15 protein-coding genes and 1 tRNA gene are annotated in these 20,508 nt (G+C 69.9%); 12 read left to right on the plus strand and 4 right to left on the minus strand.

Features of this window, described 5'->3' with window-relative positions:
• The first annotated feature begins 100 nt into the window (after nucleotides 1-100).
• From BR70_RS0102485 to BR70_RS0102525, 9 genes are all read left to right on the plus strand, one after another.
• Entirely contained in the window at nucleotides 101-976 is an 876-nt protein-coding gene (locus BR70_RS0102485; RefSeq protein WP_017885900.1) for a ParA family protein, read from the plus strand.
• Complete coding sequence (locus tag BR70_RS0102490; RefSeq protein WP_171907825.1) at nucleotides 960-1,763, plus strand: segregation and condensation protein A; 804 nt, start codon at nucleotides 960-962, stop codon at nucleotides 1,761-1,763. Before BR70_RS0102485 ends, BR70_RS0102490 begins: the two co-directional genes overlap by 17 nt.
• Nucleotides 1,753-2,442 carry an SMC-Scp complex subunit ScpB gene (gene scpB / locus BR70_RS0102495; RefSeq protein ID WP_027464780.1) on the plus strand — a complete coding sequence of 230 codons (690 nt, stop codon included), beginning with the start codon at nucleotides 1,753-1,755 and terminating at the stop codon, nucleotides 2,440-2,442. Before BR70_RS0102490 ends, scpB begins: the two co-directional genes overlap by 11 nt.
• Nucleotides 2,443-3,691: 1,249 nt before the next feature.
• Nucleotides 3,692-4,480 (plus strand): pseudouridine synthase, encoded by a 789-nt coding sequence (locus BR70_RS23695; protein ID WP_231495626.1) that lies wholly within the window; start codon nucleotides 3,692-3,694, stop codon nucleotides 4,478-4,480.
• Nucleotides 4,481-4,538: 58 nt separating this feature from the next.
• Nucleotides 4,539-5,651 (plus strand): prephenate dehydrogenase, encoded by a 1,113-nt coding sequence (locus BR70_RS0102505; protein WP_051596539.1) that lies wholly within the window; start codon nucleotides 4,539-4,541, stop codon nucleotides 5,649-5,651.
• A 197-nt stretch (nucleotides 5,652-5,848) separates the two neighbouring features.
• Nucleotides 5,849-6,544 carry a (d)CMP kinase gene (gene cmk / locus BR70_RS0102510; protein WP_051596569.1) on the plus strand — a complete coding sequence of 232 codons (696 nt, stop codon included), beginning with the start codon at nucleotides 5,849-5,851 and terminating at the stop codon, nucleotides 6,542-6,544.
• A 146-nt stretch (nucleotides 6,545-6,690) separates the two neighbouring features.
• A complete protein-coding gene (der, locus tag BR70_RS0102515; protein ID WP_027464783.1) occupies nucleotides 6,691-8,211 on the plus strand; it encodes a ribosome biogenesis GTPase Der in 1,521 nt (506 codons plus the stop codon).
• Nucleotides 8,212-8,348: 137 nt separating this feature from the next.
• The gene (locus tag BR70_RS0102520; RefSeq protein WP_155896735.1) at nucleotides 8,349-8,975 is read left to right on the plus strand and encodes a hypothetical protein; all 627 of its coding nucleotides are present in this window, start codon (nucleotides 8,349-8,351) and stop codon (nucleotides 8,973-8,975) included.
• A 139-nt stretch (nucleotides 8,976-9,114) separates the two neighbouring features.
• On the plus strand, nucleotides 9,115-9,636 hold the full coding sequence (locus tag BR70_RS0102525) for a hypothetical protein (protein WP_051596540.1): 522 nt from the start codon (nucleotides 9,115-9,117) through the stop codon (nucleotides 9,634-9,636).
• Nucleotides 9,637-9,876: 240 nt separating this feature from the next.
• On the opposite strand, the gene BR70_RS0102530 is transcribed toward BR70_RS0102525, so the two are convergent.
• Both BR70_RS0102530 and BR70_RS0102535 read right to left on the minus strand, forming a co-directional pair.
• Nucleotides 9,877-12,033 carry a RecQ family ATP-dependent DNA helicase gene (locus BR70_RS0102530; protein WP_197019602.1) on the minus strand — a complete coding sequence of 719 codons (2,157 nt, stop codon included), beginning with the start codon at nucleotides 12,031-12,033 and terminating at the stop codon, nucleotides 9,877-9,879.
• A gap of 76 nt (nucleotides 12,034-12,109) precedes the next feature.
• The gene (locus tag BR70_RS0102535) at nucleotides 12,110-13,585 is read right to left on the minus strand and encodes a hypothetical protein (RefSeq protein WP_027464787.1); all 1,476 of its coding nucleotides are present in this window, start codon (nucleotides 13,583-13,585) and stop codon (nucleotides 12,110-12,112) included.
• A gap of 70 nt (nucleotides 13,586-13,655) precedes the next feature.
• Between BR70_RS0102535 and BR70_RS0102540 the strand changes: the two genes are divergently transcribed.
• The 3 genes from BR70_RS0102540 to BR70_RS0102550 all read left to right on the plus strand — a co-directional run bounded on the left by BR70_RS0102540 (nucleotide 13,656) and on the right by BR70_RS0102550 (nucleotide 15,275).
• Nucleotides 13,656-14,486 (plus strand): endonuclease/exonuclease/phosphatase family protein, encoded by an 831-nt coding sequence (locus tag BR70_RS0102540; RefSeq protein ID WP_027464788.1) that lies wholly within the window; start codon nucleotides 13,656-13,658, stop codon nucleotides 14,484-14,486.
• Complete coding sequence (locus BR70_RS19160) at nucleotides 14,483-15,064, plus strand: DUF2238 domain-containing protein (protein WP_155896736.1); 582 nt, start codon at nucleotides 14,483-14,485, stop codon at nucleotides 15,062-15,064. Before BR70_RS0102540 ends, BR70_RS19160 begins: the two co-directional genes overlap by 4 nt.
• A 137-nt stretch (nucleotides 15,065-15,201) precedes the next feature.
• Nucleotides 15,202-15,275: transfer RNA gene (locus BR70_RS0102550), tRNA-Pro, on the plus strand.
• Between the two features lie 1,151 nt (nucleotides 15,276-16,426).
• Here the strand turns inward: BR70_RS0102550 and BR70_RS23065 are convergent.
• Both BR70_RS23065 and BR70_RS0102560 read right to left on the minus strand, forming a co-directional pair.
• Nucleotides 16,427-16,852: a hypothetical protein gene (locus BR70_RS23065; protein WP_155896737.1), complete on the minus strand. Its 426-nt coding sequence runs from the start codon at nucleotides 16,850-16,852 to the stop codon at nucleotides 16,427-16,429.
• 1 nt (nucleotide 16,853) lies between these two features.
• A complete protein-coding gene (locus BR70_RS0102560) occupies nucleotides 16,854-20,468 on the minus strand; it encodes an amidase domain-containing protein (protein WP_155896738.1) in 3,615 nt (1,204 codons plus the stop codon).
• Nucleotides 20,469-20,508: the final 40 nt, after the last annotated feature.

Below are 20,508 nucleotides of genomic sequence, written 5' to 3' on the forward strand. Positions count from 1 at the left end.
GCGCAGCAGCAGCGCCCGCGGCCGGGCTGCCGGTCAGCAGCGCAACGGTCCCGCGGCGGTGCGACCCGGCCCAGCCCGAGGTCGCCGGTACGATGACGGGGTGAGCCCGAACCCGACGACCAACCCCACCGGCGCGACCACCCACGGTCCGACGGGGCGTCCCGTCCGGGACTTCCCCGTGCCCGAGGAGCTCGACAGCACCGGACCCGCCCGCATCATCGCGCTCTGCAACCAGAAGGGCGGCGTGGGCAAGACCACGACGGCCATCAACCTGGGCGCCGCGCTCGCCGAGTACGGCCGCAAGGTCCTGGCCGTCGACTTCGACCCGCAGGGCGCGCTGTCCGCCGGCCTCGGGGTCCGGACCCACGACATCCACACCGTGTACGACCTGCTGATGGGTGCCGTGAAGGACCCGAACCAGGTCATCCAGCCGACGAACACCCCCGGCCTCGACGTCATCCCGGCGAACATCGACCTGTCCGCGGCCGAGGTGCACCTGGTCAACGAGGTCGCCCGCGAGCAGATCCTGGCGAGCGTGCTGCGCAAGGTCGCCAACGACTACGACGTGATCCTGGTCGACTGCCAGCCGTCGCTCGGCCTGCTCACCGTGAACGCCCTGACCGCGGCGCACGGCGTGCTCATCCCGCTCGAGTGCGAGTTCTTCGCGCTCCGCGGTGTCGCCCTGCTCATCGAGACGATCGACAAGGTGCGCGACCGCCTCAACCCGGCGCTCAAGCTCGACGGCATCCTGGCGACCATGTACGACTCGCGCACGCTGCACTCCCGCGAGGTCATGGAGCGGGTCGTCGACACCTTCGACGACCGCGTGCTCGACACCGTCATCGGCCGCACCGTGAAGTTCCCGGACGCCACGGTGTCCGCACGCCCGATCACGCAGACCGCGCCGGACCACCCTGCCGCCCACGCCTACCGGCAGCTCGCACGAGAGCTCGTCCAGCGTGGCGCCGTCGCCTGACGCGGGGTTCCGGGTCCGGCTCGCCAACTTCGACGGACCGTTCGACCTCCTGCTGTCGCTCATCACGAAGCACGAGCTCGACATCACCGAGGTGTCGCTCGGTGCCGTGACGGGGGAGTTCATCCAGTACGTCCGGCAGGCCGAGTCCGCCGACGAGCTCGACGAGGCCAGCGAGTTCCTGGTCGTCGCGGCGACGCTGCTCGACCTGAAGATCGTCGGGCTGCTGCCCCAGGGTGAGCTCGTGGACGCCGAGGACGTCGCCCTGCTCGAGGCCCGCGACCTGCTGTTCGCCCGACTGCTGCAGTACCGGGCGTTCAAGCAGGCCGCCGACTGGTTCGGGGAGCGCTGGGGCGTCGAGTCGCGCCGGCACGTCCGCAGCGTCCGGCTCGAGGAGCGGTTCCGTGCGCGGACGCCGGAGCTCGTCTGGACCCTGTCGGTGCAGGACTTCGCCGCGCTGGCCGCGCTGGCCTTCGCCCCGCGGGAGATCCCGACCGTCGGCCTCGACCACCTGCACGCCCCGCTCATCAGCATCCGCGAACAGGCCGCGATCGTCGTCTCGATCCTCCGCACCCGTGATGGTGAGGGCGTCTCGTTCCGTGAACTGGTCGCGGGCGTCGACCAGACGGGTATCGTGGTGGCTCGCTTCCTCGCGATCCTCGAGCTGTACCGGAACGCGTCGATCTCGTTCGAGCAGCTCGAGCCGCTCGGGGAGCTGACACTGCGGTGGACCGCCGAGGACTGGTCCGACGAGAGCCTCGCGAACCTGGGAGCCGACTATGACGGATGACGTGCACGACACGTCCAGCGCCGAACCCGGCGGCGCCGACGAGATGGCCGACGCCCGCGCGATCGAGCACGAGATCCACGAGCGCACCGCATCGCAGGCCCACCCGACCATCCCCATCGACCGTCAGCTCGAGGCCATCCTGATGATCGCCGACCAGCCGCAGTCGCTCGTCGCCCTCGGCGCTGCCGTCGGGTCGCCCGTCCCCGCCGTCCGCCAGGCGATCGACCGCCTGGTCGCCGACTTCGACGGCGTCGACGGCACGATCCGCCGTGGCTTCGAACTGCGCGAGGTCGGTGGCGGCTGGCGCTTCTACGTCCGCGCCGACCTGGACCCCGTGGTCGAGCAGTTCGTCGAGGCCGAGCGCCCCTCGCGGCTGTCGCAGGCTGCACTCGAGACCCTGGCGGTCGTCGCCTACAAGCAGCCGATCACCCGCTCGCAGATCGCTGCGATCCGCGCCGTCAACGTCGACGGCGTCGTCCGAACCCTGGTGGCACGCGGCCTCATCGAGGAGTCGTTCACCGACGCCGAGACCGGCGCCATCAACTACGTCACGTCCGACCTGCTCCTGCAGCAGCTCGGCATCAACTCGCTCGACGAGCTGCCGCTCATCTCGCCCCTCCTGGACGACGGTGCGGACGGCTTCGAGCAGAACGAAGGGATCCCCGATGGCAGGGTTTGACGACCGGGGGCGCGGCGCGCCCCGAGACCGAGACGACCGCAACGGACGCTCAGGAGGCCCGGACCGCTCGGGCCGCCCGGCCGGCGGACGCGGCGGGGCCGGTTCCAGTGCCGGCGGCCGCTCCGGCGGGTACGGTCGCGACGACCGCGGGGGCGCGCGCCCGCCGCGTGACGACGACCGCCGTGGCGGGTACCCCTCGCGTGACGACCGCGGCGGGTACCGCGGGGCCTCGGCTCCGCGTGACGACCGTGGTGGCTACCGGGGTCGTGACGACCGTTCCGGTGGCGGAGACCGTGGTGGCTACCGGGGTGCCTCCGCTCCGCGTGACGACCGTGGTGGCTACCGGGGCCGTGACGACCGAGGGGCTTCCGCGCAGCGCGACGACCGCGGTGGCGACCGTGGTGGCTACCGCGGCAACTCGGCTCCGCGTGACGACCGTGGTGGGTACCGCGGTCGCGATGACCGATCCGGTGGCGGTGACCGTGGTGGCTACCGCGGCAACTCGGCTCCGCGTGACGACCGCGGTGGGTACCGCGGCCGCGACGACCGTGGGGCTTCGGCTCCGCGTGACGACCGTGGTGGCTACCGTGGCTCGGCTCCGCGTGACGACCGTGGTGGGTACCGGGGTCGCGACGACCGCGGGAGCTCCGCACCGCGCGACGACCGTGGTGGGTACCGCGGCCGTGACGACCGTGGAGCTTCGGCTCCGCGCGACGACCGTGGCGGCTACCGGGGTCGCGATGACCGATCCGGTGCCGGCGACCGTGGTGGCTACCGCGGCAACTCCGCTCCGCGCGATGACCGTGGTGGGTACCGCGGCCGTGACGACCGCAGCTCCGCCCCGCGGGATGAGCGTGGTGGGTACCGCGGCCGTGACGACCGCAGCTCGGCTCCGCGTGACGACCGTGGTGGGTACCGCGGCCGTGATGACCGTGGTGCTTCGGCCCCGCGCGATGACCGTGGTGGGTACCGCGGCCGTGACGACCGTGGCAGCGCCGCGCCGCGTGATGACCGCCGCACCCCGGACGGCCAGCAGAGCCGCGTCTGGCACAACGGCCGCCGCTACGTCGGCGGCACCACGAGTGTCCGCAACAGCGACCGCACCACGCCGAAGCCGAGCGGGCAGCGCGACGACCGGGGCAACCCGGCCGAGGGCACGCCCGAACGGCCCATCATCGAGGACTGGGACGCGGCGGACGGAACGGCTCCTGCCGGGGCCGAGCCGAGCCTCCAGGCAGAGGGTGAGCGCCTGCAGAAGGTGATCGCCGCTGCCGGCGTGGCATCCCGCCGGGTCGCGGAGAACCTGATCGTCGAGGGCCGCGTGACGGTCAACGGCGAGGTCGTGGACGCCCTCGGGCGTCGCGTCGACCCCGAGAAGGACGCGATCAGCGTCGACGGCGTGCCGGTGCAGATCGACTCGTCGCGGCGCTACATCGTGCTGAACAAGCCGACCGGTGTCGTCTCGAGCCTGCAGGACGAGCGCGGTCGCCGCGACCTGACCGAGTTCGTGGACCGCTACGAGGAGCGCCTGTTCAACGTCGGCCGTCTCGACACCGAGACCTCCGGACTGCTCGTCCTGACGAACGACGGCGACCTGGCACACGTGCTGGCGCACCCGTCGTTCGGCGTGCAGAAGACGTACATCGCGAAGGTCCACGGCAACGTGAACCCCGCCGTGGTGCAGCGCCTGACCGAGGGCGTCGAGCTCGAGGACGGTCCGATCAAGGCCGACAAGGTGCGGTTGCTCGAGTCCTCGCGGGGTGAGTCGCTCGTCGAGATCACGCTGCACTCCGGCCGCAACCGCATCGTCCGTCGCATGCTCGAGGCCGTCGACCACCCGGTCCTCGAACTCGTCCGCCGGTCGTTCGGACCGCTGCACCTGGGCAGCCTGCCGCCGGGCAAGATGCGCGAGCTCGGCACGGTCGAGGTGGGCAAGCTGCTCAGCACCGTCCGTGACGCGAAGCCGTCCGCTCGTGACGACCGCGACGTCGCCCTCGACCAGGACGACGACGAGTACGAGGACGAGTCGGCGGACTGACCGAACCCGACGCTCGGGCATCGACCGATGCCCGAGCGTCGATCGGTAGGCTTGCCCGGTGACCGACGTGACCCCGACCGACATCGACCGCCGTCTGCGCGGCCCGGTCCGGGTCGTCGGTGCCGGGTTGCTCGGCGCCTCGATCGGTCTCGCCCTGCGCGAGAAGGGTGTGGACGTCGTCCTCGACGACGTCTCGCCCGCCGCGCTGGCGCTCGCCGTGGACTACGGCGCCGGGCGTCGACCGGCTGCCGGCGACCAACCGGAGCTCGTCGTCGTCGCGGTACCGCCGGACGTCGTCGCGACCGTGGTGGAGCGCGAGCTCGCCGCCCACCCCGACGCCGTGGTGACGGACGTCGCCAGCGTGAAGTCCGGGCCGCTCGCCGCCCTGGTGGCGGCCGGGGCCGACGTCTCCCGCTACATCGGGTCGCACCCGATGGCCGGACGCGAGCGCAGTGGTCCGACCGCCGCCCGCGCCGACCTGTTCGTCGGTCGCCCGTGGGTGATCGCGGGGCACGACGGCATCACGTACCAGCGTGCCGCGGTGGTCGAGGACCTCGCGCTCGACGTCGGCGCCACCGTCGTGCCGATGGACCCGGAGTCGCACGACCTCGCCGTCGCGTACGTCTCGCACGCGCCGCAGCTCGTGTCGACGCTGATGGCCTCGCGCCTGCGGGACGCCCCCGACGGGTCGCTCGGCCTGGCCGGCGGCGGTGTGCGCGACGTCACCCGGATCGCCGCGAGCGACCCCGGGCTCTGGGTGCAGATCATCGGGGCGAACGCCGGGCACATCCGGCCGGTGCTCACCGACCTGCGCGACGACCTGTCCCGCGTGATCGACGCGCTCGGCGACCCGGACGGTGCCGGATCGCCGCGCACCATCGCCGAGACGATCGCCGACGGCAACCGCGGGGTCGAACGGCTCCCCGGCAAGCACGGCACCACCAAGCGCTTCGCCCAGGTGGTCGTCCTGGTCGACGACACCCCCGGGCAGATCGCCGCACTCCTGACGTTCATCGGGGAGATCGGCATCAACCTCGAGGACATGCGCCTCGAGCACTCACCGGGCGCACAGATCGGCATCGTCGAGGTGTCGGTGCTGCCCGAGCAGGAACAGCGACTCGTCGAGGAACTCGAGGGGCGCGGATGGAGGATCGCAGCAGCATGGGCCTGAACGACGACACGAACGACTCCGGCGTGATCAGTGGACGCGCTCCGGCCGGTGGGACCGACGGACCCGACTCCGGCCTGCCGACGCCGACGCCGACTCCTGGTGACGGGGCGCGCGGTGGCGCTGAGGGTGGCCCCCTCGGTGGCCCGGCCGGCGGCCTCGGCGAACCCGGCGGGGAGCCCGGTTCGACCAGCGCCCCGATGCCGTCCGGCCTGGCCGACGGCGCCTACGTGGCGAAGATCGTCATCGCGGTCGACGGCCCCGCCGGCAGCGGCAAGTCGAGCGTCTCCCGGGCGGCAGCCCGCGCCCTGGGCTACGGCTACCAGGACACCGGCGCCGCCTACCGTGCACTCGCGTGGCACGCCCTGCAGCAGCGGGTCGACCTCGACGACGCCGCGGCGATCCTCGCGAGCTGGGACACCTTCGACTACGCCATCGGCACCGACCCCGACGACTACTACGTCAAGGTGGGGGAGACCGACGTCACCGAGGCCATCCGCACCCCCGACGTCACCGGCGCGGTCGCCCACATCGCGAAGCTCCCGGACGTCCGGAAGCGCCTGGTCCAGCTGTTCCGGAACGTGATGCGGAAGACCGACGCCCCGGGCATCATCACCGAGGGCCGGGACATCACCACGGTCGTCGCACCCGATGCCGAGGTCCGGATCCTGCTGACGGCCGACGAGTCCGTTAGAATGGCCCGACGCTCGGCAGAGGTCACGACCCAGTCGGCCGCCGAGACCTCCGCAGCACTCGCTCGTCGCGACGCGGCGGACGCGAAGGTCGTCGACTTCATGAACGCCGCCGACGGCGTCACGACGCTCGACTCCACCGACCTCGACTTCGACCAGACCGTGCAGGCGGTCGTCGACCTGGCCCGCGCGGCCACGCACTGACGCAGACCGGACCGCCTCGGCGGGCCGATCACGCACTGACGCAGACCGGACCGCCTCGGCGGGACGGTCCACCACGGCCGGACCCCCGGCCCCGGCCGGCAACGGCCACCGACACCGCGGCCCCGGCCGCTCGCGAGGAACCCAAGATGGCTCAGCTGGACAACCCGGACAACGACGACTTCCCCCAGTACGACGACGCCCTCGGCGAGCGGCTCGCCGGACTCGACGAGGCCGAGGCCGAGCAGCGCGCGACCGCGCTCCGCGCCGGACTCGAGGAGTACGACCTCGAGGACGAAGACCTCGCCCTGCTCGAGGCCGGTCAGGTCGGCGAGGACGGCGTCCACTACCTGCCCGCCTACCCGGTGCTCGCGATCGTCGGCCGCCCGAACGTCGGCAAGTCCGCGCTCGTGAACCGCATCCTCGGTCGTCGTGAGGCCGTCGTGCAGGACGTCCCCGGCGTCACCCGCGACCGTGTCAGCTACAAGGCCGACTGGAACGACAAGCGCTTCACGCTCGTCGACACCGGCGGCTGGGAGCCCGGCGCCGAGGGCATCAACGCCTCGGTCGCCGCGCAGGCCGAGGTCGCGATCGACCTCGCCGACGCCGTGCTGTTCGTCGTGGACGTCACGGTCGGGATCACCGCCACCGACGAGCACGTCGTCAAGATGCTCCGCGGCACCGACCGCCCCGTCATCGTCGTCGCGAACAAGGCCGACGACGAGCGCCGTGAACTCGACGCCTACGAACTCTGGAACCTGGGGCTCGGCGAGCCGCACCCGGTGTCGGCCCTGCACGGCCGCGGCGTCGCGGACCTGCTCGACCTGATCATCAAGACGCTGCCCGACACCTCGGCCGTCGCCAAGCAGGAGGTCGGCGGCCCCCGCCGCGTGGCCATCCTCGGCCGCCCGAACGTCGGCAAGAGCTCGCTGCTCAACAAGGCCGCCGGTGAAGAGCGGGTCGTCGTGAACGACATCGCCGGCACCACCCGCGACCCGGTGGACGAGCAGATCGAGCTCGGCGGCAAGGTGTGGCGCTTCGTCGACACCGCCGGCATCCGCAAGCGCGTCCACATGCAGCAGGGCGCCGACTTCTACGCCTCGCTCCGCACCACCGCCGCGCTCGAGAAGGCCGAGGTCGCCGTCGTCGTCCTCGACGTCACCGAGCCGGTGTCTGTGCAGGACCTCCGCATCATCGACCTCGTCCTCGAGTCCGGCCGTGCCCTCGTGCTGGCCTACAACAAGTGGGACCTGCTCGACGACGAGCGCCGCCGCTACCTGGAGCGCGAGATCGAGCAGGACCTGGCGCACGTCGCCTGGGCTCCGCGCGTGAACATCTCGGCCCGTACCGGCCGCCACCTCGAGAAGCTCGTGCCGGCGCTCGAGACCGCCCTCGAGTCGTGGGACACCCGCATCCCGACCGGTAAGGTCAACGCCTTCATCGCCGAGCTCGTGCAGGAACACCCCCACCCCGTGCGCGGCGGCAAGCAGCCCCGCATCCTGTTCGGGACCCAGGCGTCGAGCCAGCCGCCGACCTTCGTGCTCTTCACGTCGGCGTTCCTCGACCCGCAGTACCGACGCTTCATCACGCGTCGCCTCCGCGAGGTCTGGGGCTTCTCCGGCACGCCGATCAACGTCAACATGCGGGTCCGCGAGCGCCGGAAGCGCTGAGCCGTCCCACCCGTCACGCAGAACGCGCCCCGATCCGTCGGGGCGCGTTCTGCGTCCGGGCTCCGGTGGGCTGGCTCCCCGTGTTCGGCCTGGAGGCCCGGGGCCGGTCCGTCGCGCCGGTGCGGCATCATGGGGGCGTGGGTACCGGGCCGTGGGCAGCGGACCGACGTCGGCTCGCCCTGGTGGGCGTCCTCGTCGGTGTGGTCGTCGTGGGTTCGGTGTCCCTCTGGACGATCTCGCACACGTCCGACGACGGCGACACGGTCACCCGTGCCGACTCCGTGGCCCCCGAGCCGGCACGGTCGCCCGACACCGGACTGCAGCCGTCCAACGCCCTCGAGGAACCGATCGAGCCCGAACCCGTCCGTCCGGTCGACGGCTCGCCCATCGACCCGTGGTGGCGCCGCGTCCCGCCGGTGTCCGGTGACATCGTCGGCATCGGGGCTGCGGCCTCCGGGCACGTCCGGATCGCCGCGAACACGAGTGACGAGACCCTCGCGGTGGAGATCGACCACCTGGAGACCGGCGGGGACGGCCCCGTCGACGTCGTGCTGTCCGCGGGGACGGTGCGCGGTGGTTCGAAGCCGGTGTGGACACCCGCCGGGGAGTCCTACGACCTGTTCCAGGCCGCCGGGGTCGAACAGGGACTGACCGTCGTGCTCAGCGATCCGTGGTCACTGCCCGACGAGGTCCGTTCCCTGGTCCTGCTCGACGCCGACACCGGCACCGTGCTGGGCGGCGCGGCACTCGTCCCGTCGGACTGAGCGCGGCGCGCTGGGGCCGTGCTGAACCGACGCCGAACGACACTGTCGTGGTCGTCCGACGTCGACAGTGTCGTTCCGCGTCGATGCTCGTGGCTGTGCCGCGTCCGCTGCCGCCGCCGGGATGGGGCACGATGTACTGGTGACGCAGCAGAACGACGGACTCGGTGTGCTCGCCGACCGCGTGTGGTGCCGTCTGCGGCTCGACCGGTTGGCCGGAGGCCGGCAGTCCGGGTACGTGATCCGCGAGTACATGCTCGGACACCCGGACACCGTCCGCTCGTTCCGGTGGATCCGGTGGCTGCTCGTCGCCGAGACCGTCGTGGGGCTCACCGCCATCGTGGTCGCCGTGCTGCTGACCCGCGCGGGGGAGTCCCTGTCGTGGGCGGTGTGGTTCCGGTCCACCGTGGTGCTGCTCATCACCCTGACGCTCTACGTGTTCGCCTGGCGGGCGCAGCTCGGGTACTACTGGGCGTACCAGCGGCTGCGGTTGTTCAGCCGGATCTTCCCGATCGTGACGCTGATCGTCGCGGCGATCCCCGGGCTCTACCCGTTCTGGATGGTCATCGAGCAGATCCTGTTCTCGGTGCTCATGGTCGGCATCGGCGACGTGCTGACGAGCGACCACATGCGGGCGACGTTCCCGAAGCCCGCGCGGCGCTGAGGCTCCGGCGGGCGGGTACCGACGCCGAGCGACGATGTCGGTGTCGTACGACGTCGGTGGTGTCGCTTCTTGCGGGCGCGGGTTGTTGCGCACGCTCGGGAGCGACGATGTCGGTGTCGTACGACGTCGGTGATGTCGTTCGGCGTCGGCGCTCACGCGGGTGGGCCGGCACCGCGACAGAACACGCGTCGATCGACACGTGGACTGTCGCAAAACAGGTGCAGGGGCGGCGCGACCGGGCTACGCGACCGTGGCCAGGGCGAACGGCAGCACGGCGGAGGCCCCGGCGCGCCGGAGCTCCCGGCCGGCCACGGTCATCGTCCACCGGCTGTCGACCAGGTCGTCGACGAGCAGCACCGGGCCCTCGTGCGCCTGCAGGGCGGCGGCGAGCGACGGATCGACCACGAAGGTGTCCCACACGCCGGACAGACGGTAGGCGCTGTTCGTCGCACCGTCGCCACGAGGGGTCCCGCCAGCGCGGCCGAGCGTGCCGAGGAACTGCAGCCGACCGATCGTGGACAGCGCCTGGGCGAGGGACCCCACGAGCTCGGGCCGTGACCGCGAGGACATCGCCACGACACCGGTCGGCCGGGTCTCCCACGGCCAGTCCTTGAGCGCCCGGACACAGCCGTCGACGAGCTCGCGCGAGATCGGGGCATCGGGGGTGGACGTCGAGAAGAGTGCGCGCAGGGGACCGCCCCAGCCGAGGTCGGTCAGACGGGCCACCGCACGGCCGGGCTGCACGAGCTCGTCCGCGCCGATCTTGCCCCGCACCGAGACCCCGAGCGACGACATCCCCGAGGGCCACTGGGCACGCGGGGCGATCTCGACGCCGACCTTGTCGAGCGCGGCCGCTGCCCCGGACGAGTCGGTGTCGGACACGGTGGTCGGGAACCACGCCCCGGCGCAGTTGTCGCACCGGCCGCAGGGCTCGGCCGAGGGGTCGTCGAGGTCCTGCTGCAGCAGCTGCATGCGGCAGGCCGAGGTGGACTCGTAGTCGAGCATCGACGCTGCCTCGGCAGCGCGGGCCGCTGCGACCCGCTCGTACCGGGGTGCGTCGTACTCCCACGGCTGCCCGGTCGACACCCAGCCGCCGGTGACGCGTCGGACGGCGCCGTCGACGTCGAGCACCTTGAGCAGGAGTTCGAGGGTGGAACGCTTGATGTCGACCAGGCCCTCGAGCGCCACGGTCGACATCGCGGTGTCGGTGGACAGGGCGCCGAGCACGGCGGCGGCACGGGCCTCGGTCGGCATCGAGGCGCTGGCGAAGTACTGCCAGATCTCGCGGTCCTCACGCCCGGGCAGGAGCAGGACGTCGGCGTTGTCGGTCGCACGACCCGCACGACCGATCTGCTGGTAGTAGGCGACGGGCGACGAGGGAGCCCCGGCGTGCACGACGAACCCGAGGTCGGGTTTGTCGAACCCCATGCCGAGCGCACTCGTGGCGACCAGGGCCTTCAGCTCGTTGCCCTTGAGCTGCTGCTCGAGCTGTTCGCGCTCGTCGGTGTCGGTGCGCCCCGTGTAGGCACGGACGGCGTACCCGTTGTCGCGCAGCAGCCGTGCGATGTCCTCGGCTGCCGAGACGGTGAGCGTGTAGATGATGCCGCTGCCGGGCAGGTCGCCGAGGTGCGCGAGGAGCCAGCCGAGCCGCTGCCGGGCATCGGGCAGTGTCAGCACGCCGAGGCGCAGGGACTTGCGAGCCAGGGACCCGCGGATGGTGAACACCGGGTCGGCCGGACCGGCGGTGAGCTGTTCGGCGACGTCCTCGACCACGCGCTCGTTCGCCGTCGCGGTGGTCGCCAGGACGGGGACGCCGTGGGGGAGTGATCGGATGAGCTCGGCCAGTCGGCGGTAGTCCGGCCGGAAGTCGTGGCCCCAGTCCGAGATGCAGTGCGCTTCGTCGACCACGAGCATGCCCATCCGGGCGATCAGGGTCGGCATCTGCTCGTCGCGGAACTTCGGGTTGTTCAGCCGCTCGGGGGAGACGAGGAGCACGTCGACCTCGTCACGGGCGAGGGCGGCCTGGGTCTCGCCCCACTCGTGGGCGTTCGCGGAGTTGATCGACACCGCACGGACACCGGCCCGCGCGGCGGCGGCGACCTGGTCGCGCATCAGGGCGAGCAGCGGCGACACCAGGACGGTCGGGCCGCCTCCGCGTCGGCGCAGCAGCAGCGTCGCGAGGAAGTACACCGCGGACTTGCCCCACCCGGTGCGCTGCACGACCAGGGCACGCTGCCGGTGCTCGACCAGCGCCGAGATGGCCTCGAGCTGGCCGGGGTGGAACACCGCGTCGGGGCGCCCCGTGAGCGCAGCGAGCGCCTGCTGCGCCTCGGCGGCGATGTCCGCAGAGGGGGACACGGAAGACGACGCGGTGGACCCGACACCAAGACAAGACATGCCCCCATGCTGTCAGGAGCAACCGACGAAACCCGACCCGCGCCTCCAGGCTGTGGACAACCGGACCAACCGGGCCCTACTGGTAGGTGACCAACGACGGCGTCGGCTGCACGTCCCGCATGGTCTGCGCGGGCGTCAGCATGGGCGTGTCCTCGTCATAGAAGTTCTTCCAGCCCCAGTGCAGCCCCTCCGGCGCTCCCTGGTGCAGTGCCTTCCACGTCGCCTGCTTGTCCGGCTGCGAGCCCTGCCCGTCGACGTGCACGAGCATGTCGAGCTCCGGGTGGGTCTGCAGTGCGGAGCGGTCCTGGATCATCGACAGCCGGAACTGGTGCAGCACCAGGGCCTTCGGCGGCAGCCCCTCCTTCTTCACGAGCGCAGCCAGCCACGAGGAGACCTCGTTCACTTCGGACGCCGACACGCTGCCGATCTGCTGCAGGGGCACCTGGTCCTTCGTCAGCCGCCACTCCGGGTCGAGCGCCAGCCAGACGCCCGGCTTCTTCAGCAGCGACTCGTACTTCTTGGCCTGCGACAGGAAGTCCGACCGCCCCGGCTGCAGGTCGATGATGACCGGCATGTCCGCGTCGTGCGCGGCCTCGACGTAGGGCTCGAGCGTCGACACCGGCAGCTCGGTCGAGTAGTCGCCGTCGGCGCCGGCGTCCCCGGCGGCGACGGTCGCGATGACCTCCATCGCGGGCGTCACGCGCTCGTCGGACTCCGCCCGGTACGGCTTCGCGACCTGCTCGGCGCGCTGCACGGTCTCCTTCGGCCCCTGCTCGCCGAGCACGCCCAGCGCCGGCGCCCCGGGAGCCCCGTACAGCGCGACGTACCGGTGCCCGTCGAACGGCCGCTGACCGCCGTTCCGCAGCTGGAACCCACCCTCGGCAGCCCGGACCGTCCACTCCGGATCCGGCAGGGCGTCGAACGCCGCGCCGACCAGGACGGTCGGGTGCTTCGCCCGCTCGTGCAGCGCGGTCACCACGTCGGGTGCGGCAGCCGGGTCGGTCACGCCCTCCGGCATGGTCACGACGCGTGCACCGGCGGCCTTCGCGGTCGCCACGGCGGCGGCGTCCGCACTCGCGTCCGCCACCACCGCGGTCGCCTGCCGGGAGGCCCGGGTCGGCTCCGGCGCGTCACCGCCGTCCGGCGCCTGCCGCTGTTCGACGTCCGTGTCGACCGACACGTCGCCCTCAGCCTGGTACCAGTCGGCACCGAGCCGGTCGAGCTCGCGGGCGACGGCGGCGCTCGTGTCCTTGGTCGTCAGCAGCACCGGGACGTGGGCGCTCGCCGCAGCCTTCGCCGCACCACGGATCCCGTCGGCGTCGCCGGCCCGGGCGACGACCGCTCCGGGAGCGCTCGCGAACAGGGCCTTGCTGACGCGGACGGACCGGGCTGCGGCGTCCGCAGCGTCGGCCACCGTGACGGTGTCGGCCGAGGCCTTCGCCAGGGTCGGGCGGCTCGTGTCCGGCCCGCTCGACGTGCACCCGGCGGCTCCGAGCAGCAGCCCGGAGACCGCGATCGCGAACAGGAAACGAGGGGTGGAACGAGAACGCATCGAGCCACCATACGAGCCAGACGGAGAGGTCCCTGGGAATCCGACGGGTGTCGTCTCGTAGAAGGGAGGCATGCCCCACCACCCCGACGACCGCCCGCTCATCGGACCGGTCCGGTCGCCCGAGGTGCACTGCATGACGCTCAACGTGCGTCGCCGCGTGCCGCGACAGCCGACACACCCGGACGCCTGGGATCGTCGCCGCGACGCTGTGCTCGCGCTCGTCACGTCCGAAGCGCCCACCGTCCTCGCCGTCCAGGAGGCCCTGCCCACGCAGGCAGACGACCTGACGTCCGGCCTCGGGTCGGGTTGGGAGCCCGTCCTGGCCGGGCGGGGAGCGGGCGGCGGTGGTGAACAGGTCGGCCTGTTCCTCGACCGCTCCCGCCTCGACGTCGTCGAGCGCCGCACCTGGGCACTCTCCCGCACACCCCACCGCCCCGGCTCGCGGTCGTGGGCCACGTCCTTCCCCCGGCACGCCGTCGGAGCCGTCGTCGACGACCGCGCGACCGGCGTCCGGTTCCTGGCGATCGCCACCCACCTCGACGTCGCCTCGCCGTGGGCCCGACTGCGGTCCGCCGAACTGCTCGGCCGGATCGTCCGGCAGCGCGGCCTGCCCGCCGTGGTCATGGCCGACTGGAACAGCCCCGCCGGTTCCGCACCATGGCGAGCCCTGGCGGAGGCGGGGGTCGAGGACAGCTGGGGGCGGGCCTCCAGGCAGGTGGGTGAGCCCTACGGGACGTACCCGCACTACGGGAGTCCGCGCGTCGGTGGCCGGCGGATCGACGGGGTGCTCGTGACCTCCGAGGCGGAGGTGGACCGCGTCGCGGTCGACGTGCGGCGGCCGGGCGGCGTGTGGCCGTCCGACCACGCCGCCGTGCACGCGGTCGTGCGGTGGGCGTCGTGATCGCCACGCTCGGACCGACGTTCCTGCGGCCGCGGTTCCTGGTGGCCGACGTGGTGCGGGCGCTGACGCTCGTGAGCGTCGTCGTGGCGAGCGTCGGGTGGGGCGGAACGGCGTTCCCGGTCATGGCGCTGGCGCTGCTCGGCGTCGTGGTGCCGCGGACGCTCGGGCTGCGTCCGGCCTTCGACGTGGCGGTGTGCGTGCTCGTGCTCCTCGCCGGGTGGTCGAGCGTGCTCGAGTGGTACACGACCGTGTTCCTGTGGGACAAGTTCATGCACGTCGTGCTGACGGGGCTGCTCGCGGCGGTGCTCTACGTCATCGGTGCCGACCTGCGTGCTGTGCCGGCGCCGCACGCCGAGCGCCGGGCGGTCGTCGCGGTGCTCGCGCTCTGTGCGGGACTCGCGGTCGGGGCGGTCTGGGAGATGGGGGAGTGGCTCGGGCACAACTTCGTCGACTCGAAGATCTTCGTCGGGTACGACGACACGATCGGGGACCTGGCGGCGGACGGGTCCGGCGGGTTGCTCGTCGGGCTCGGGTTGCCGTGGTTGGCGGCGCGGCGCGAGGTGGTGCGGCCGGGCTGAGCGTGTCGTTCGGGTCGCGTTGCTCCGACTCGCCGTGGCACGGAGGGGGTCTGACGTCCGCTATGCTGGACCGGTCGCTCGCGCTCCGGTCGGACGTGGGCGAGGATCCTCCGGGATCCTGAGTTCTCCGGAACTCGCGGGCTGTGGCGCAGCTTGGTAGCGCACTTGACTGGGGGTCAAGGGGTCGCAGGTTCAAATCCTGTCAGCCCGACCGAAACGTGTCGGAAACGACGACAGAAGCCCACCGATGATCTCGGTGGGCTTCTGTCGTTCCGGCGGGTGTCGTTGGGTCGTCCGCATAGGGCTCCGTCATTGCGACGATGAGCGGACCACCTATGTGCGACACGAGTCTGCTCGCGGATCGTCCAGTTCCGAGTTGGACACCGAGGTCCGTGGAAGGACCGGCTTACGGGCAGCATCTCGCACCGCACCGCGCGGCGTTACTCGCGAGGTTGATTGAAGTTCGGTACTGCCGACGTGGCGGGCGGGAGGGATGACGATGGGTGTTGGGGTGCTCCCCTGGGTGCCGTGGGTTGGCGTCCCGCTGATCGTCGCAGCCATCGTGTATGCGGTCGTCTCGCAGCGGCGGAAAAGGTGAACGAGGTAGTGCAGTTCTCCCGGGCCACGAAGTATCTGCTGTCTGGACTGCTGTCGTTCCTCATCATCGGCACCGCCGTCCTCGCCTTGTTTGCTGGCCCTGGATGTTGATGCTGGTTGCGTTGGGTGGACCTCCTCCGTTTGGAGGACGCTGCAACGGGAGCGGCGGCGAAGTCACGGCGGTCCAAGGTTGTCTCGAAGCTCACTTCGCTCGACCTGATCGAGCGTCAACGCGCGGCAACAGCATGCAGTACCTGCTCCTCAAAGAGTCCGGTAGCAAGGCCGCGTATACGCGGCCGCGGAAGGCTGCGGACGGGAACTACTTCAAGCTGCCCTACTCGTACTGGGCGGACGGCTATGACGTGTCGTTGGACCAGTCGGAGAGGCTCATGCTGCTCATCGGGCTAGATCAGCAGGACGGTTTCGCGCTGCCATTGAATCAAGTGCGGCGGTGGTACGGGGTGTCAGAGGGCACCGCCCGACGCGGCCTGCGTGGGCTTGAAGCCCGTAGCCTACTCATGTCGACCTCGATGCACGTGCCGTCAGCGATGTCTCCCACCGGGTTGGTTGAGAGCGCGAACAGCCCAGATGTGACCCCCGCGATGAGGACGACCACAATCACGGGGACGAGCATGCTCCAGAGCTGGAGGTCAGTCGATGCAGCACTAGCGGGCCCAGTCAGCTCACGTCAGGGCCCGGAACCTCCCACCGCGGTTCCGCGGCAGCCGAACGTGAGCCGTCGGTCGGCCAGGGACGTGAGGTTGGCTATCCGTCCTTGAGGGTGAGCTCTGCCGTGACGTCCCAGCCTTGGCCCTTCGTCCAGCTGAGTGTCACCCAGCATCGCTTGAGAGCGCGGTCATTCGGGTGCAAGATCACACCGATGATGCTCGGATCGACCCCATCGTCGTAGGTGACTTTCGCTGGCTTCCCAATAACCGATTTACAGTTTGACCAGGCGACCTCCGCTGCAGGTCGGTTTGCTTTGCTCACAGCGGTGACGAACTGACTCTCATCAGCATTCTTGAGTCCGTCGATGACCGCGTCGCGCACGTTAACCTGCGATGCGTCGGATGGCTCCCCTCCCGCATCTGACGGCGAGTCGGATGCTGCGCACCCGACGAGCGCCGAGAGCGAGAACATCGCGATCCCGGCAAGAGACACCGCTCGGACCAAATTGATCGATGCTTTCATATTAAATCCCATAGGGGTTCACCCAGTAAGGGCCACTCATGTGCGGGTCAAGTCCTGCCCACGTCTGGCCTCTGCCGTAAACCGGCTCATTGGTCTTGTTCTTCGAGTGCTGCGACACATAGATATTGCCTGCTGTGACCTTCGTCACGATCGCGGCGTGGTCGATTCCGCTCTTACCGCCACCCTTGAAGGCTACGTATGCGATGTATCCCGGCTTCACGCTGCGCCTACCGACGCTCACTGCCCCGTGGCTAAGCTGGAAGTTGTAGTTCTCCGGCTGGTGGCCCCAGGACATCGAGTAGAACGCATTCCGACCGAATGCTCGGTCGATGAACCACCGGTTGGAGTCGTGAGAGATGTGCTGGGTCATCTCGTTGTTCACCATGTTGGCGAATCCGCCCCAGTGCAGTGCTCGAGACACGAAGTTGGTGCAGTCCGGGCTGAACCAGTTGGTGGACTTATCCTCCTTCGAGTACTTCAACGCCCATGCAGCGACGCCGGCGACGTCCACCGTCGGTCCAGTCGCGCCGCGTGCAGCAGTCACCATGGTGCGAGTTCTGGCAACACCAGCGACGATGCTGCCGCCCTTTGGCCCTTGATAGTCGGTAGTCGATACGGAGCTGAGATCCGGATCCCCACTGGCTGCCCACCCGGCTGCGTCTTCGGCACTGTCGTCTGAGCTCGTTGTCACCGGCTCCACAAGGGCGTCCTGGTCGGCGTATCCACGCAGGGTGGGGTTCGTGCCGTCCAACGTGAAGAGGTAGGCGCCGTCGTCGTCCGATTGCCCGTCCACGTTTTCCGCTGAGCCGCTGCTCGTGTCCACGGTCGTGTACGTCTCTGTGGCGGTTGCGAACAATGTCACCCCGGTAGCGGTTGGGACCGCGAGCAGATCGGTGAGTTTGGTGACGTCGTTCGTGTCCTGCTGATCATTCGCCGACTCGGTGTCGTACTGGTCGAGGTATCCGGTGCTGAGCACGCCGAGCGCTGGGGTCACTACAGATGCTGCTGATGCGCCGCTGAGCGCATCGGACGTGCTTGCCTCGCTGCCCGAGGCGAGTTTGCTTTCGGCGTCCACGAGGTTCTTGACAGCGGTGGCGTATACAGAGGGCCCGTTGGTGACGGCGACTGGCGTGGCACTGCCGGAGACCGTCGGTTGCCCAGAACCGGCGGGATTGTTGGCGACCACGCTGACCGTGTAGGCGTTCCCGTTCGTCAGACCGGTGAACACGGCACGAGGCTTGAACACGGTCTTCTTGGAAACAAGTGTTCCGGCGGAGTTGAGGACGGACGCTGTGTACGAGCTCACACCGTCGGTCGCGCCGGTGGTGTCATACCAACCGGCGCTGGTCGGAGGAGCCCACGCTGCGATCACTCCGCCGTCACCGCTTGTCACCTTCAGTGCACGCGTCGCTCCTGGAACAGACGCAGGCACGTACGTGATGGAGATTGATGCCGGCGACACTGCCGATGCAGACCCGTAGTAGTTCTCACCGGTTGCGCCGCTTGCGGTGTTCGACTCCGAGAGCACCGCACCGAAGTTGCCGGCGCCATTGCTGTCGTACCAGTCGTTGACGATGGTGGTGATGTCGTAGCTCGTGGTCGAGGCCGACTCAGGGAACGTCAACGGGCTGTCGGCCGGGGTCGCAGCGATGTCGAGTCCGGTTGTCGCCGCGCCAACATCCTGTGTCGCTTGCGCGACGGAGAGCGTTCCGCTCGAGCAGGAATCGCCGAAGCACCCATTCGCAGTGAGGTTCAAGGACGCCGACGTGATCGTTGCGCCCGTCGGGAGTGCGCCAAGGTCGGCATGCAGGGCGGTGATGTGGTCGGCGTTCTGTCCGTCCATACCAAGCGCGATAGCGCCGGTAGTGAGGTTGCACGGTGCTCCCTCGCAGTCCTGCTGCCCGTCGGGTGCCGTTGCCGTGGTCAGCGTGTCGCCGGTGACCGTCATCGTCTGCGTCGCAGGCGCGGCCGTCGGAGAAGGGGTGCCGACAACGAATGTGTGTTTGGCAGACGTGGCCTGCGCCGCGCAGGTGTCATCTTGGTACGCGTGCACCCACCACGTGTACTTCGATCCGGACTGGATGTACTCGGCAGGCAAGTGGAAGGTGATAGTCGACCCGTTGTCGACTGTCTCGGTAGCGGTGGGCGAGCCGTCAACAGCCTTCCCCGCTGAATCGACTACGAAGATCTGGCCGTTCACCCGTCCGGCAAGCGAATTGGTCAGCACCGCTGAGAGAACTGGGTCGCCTTCGGAGGCACCGACGGTCGGCGTCGTGGTGTCCGCTGCTTCCCCGAGGATCGAGTCGGTGTCGTTCGCGCACATCGTCGAAGCACCCCCGCCATACCAGCCCTCGATGTCGACGACGAAATCAACGGAAGCTGTTCCGAGGTTGTGGATCTCGATTGCGCCGTCCAGCCCGACCGGGACGGTGTTGGTGTTCGAGCGGATCGAGTTCGGGGCGTACTCAACGTCCGAGATGTTCGGTTCCGCCGTACCGTCAGCCCAGGCGCGGGCGAAGCCAGCAGTGTCGGTCGAACCGTGGATAGCGATGAGGTCGACGACAACCGACGACAAACCATCCGCCGTGCTCGGTACCCCATGGGTGCCACCCACAGAAACGGTGATCGTCTTGCCCTTCGGGACGGAAACGTGCGGCTTCACCCGCGTGTCGTAGGCGCGCCCGGAGCCCGGCGTGAATGACCCAGCAGTTGACGTTCCCGGGACGAAGTAGCCCTCGATGTCGATGTTGACCGCGATGGCGGTCCCGTTGCGGTTCCACACCTCGAGCTTCCCGTCAGCGCTCAACTGCACATGTGCGCTGATCGCAGTTGCCACGTTCGCCACACCCGGGTAGCTCAGTGAAGTCGTCGGGACACCTGACCCCGCGGGACCGGGGGTGATGTAACCCTGATCCGTCCCCTTGTTCTTCACCACGAAGTCCGCGACCACGGCAGTGGCATTGGATGGAATGCCGTTCACGCCAGTGATCTGCACGGTGTAGTTGCCGTTCGCCGCGATGGCTTGATCGCCGACGTACCGCTTCCCTGCAATCGGAACGTACCCACCGGCGGCCGACGATTCGGTGGAGTAGTACCCCTCGACATCGGCCACGAGCTGGGTGGACGCGTTGGTCTCCACCTGGATCGTGCCGTCACTGTTCACGGCAACATCCGCCTGGTTTGACGTGGTCCCCAGGTCACCGCCATCGAAAGTGCCGACCAGGGTCGCGGCAGTATTCGCGTTCGGGCGCACTGAAACCTGCCCCAGGCCGCTCGGACTGACCTCGGTCAGGTTCAGTGCCACAGCAGTTACCGAAGAAGATGACGGCACTCCTGCCTTCCCGGTCACCTGCACGGTTCGCCACGTGTTCGCCGGCATGGCGGTCTTGTAGCCCCCCGTGCCGTTCCGGGTGTCCAGGATCCGCCCCGTTGACGCGATGAACTGAGCTCCCGGAGCAGTGTCCGCAGCGGCCAGCTCCCCTGGCGCGGTGAGGACAGCCCCCATCAGCGCCGCCACAACGGTGGCGGCGACGATCACAAGACGAGTCGGCGTAAACAGTCGGCTCAGACGCACCAGAAGTCCCCTCGCTCCGCCACGTCCCTCACGGCGGATCACGCCAAGCAAAGCGTATGAGCGGTCCGTGAAGCCATGAACG

This window comes from Curtobacterium sp. UNCCL17 (assembly GCF_000686685.1).
Taxonomy (GTDB): domain Bacteria; phylum Actinomycetota; class Actinomycetes; order Actinomycetales; family Microbacteriaceae; genus Curtobacterium; species Curtobacterium flaccumfaciens.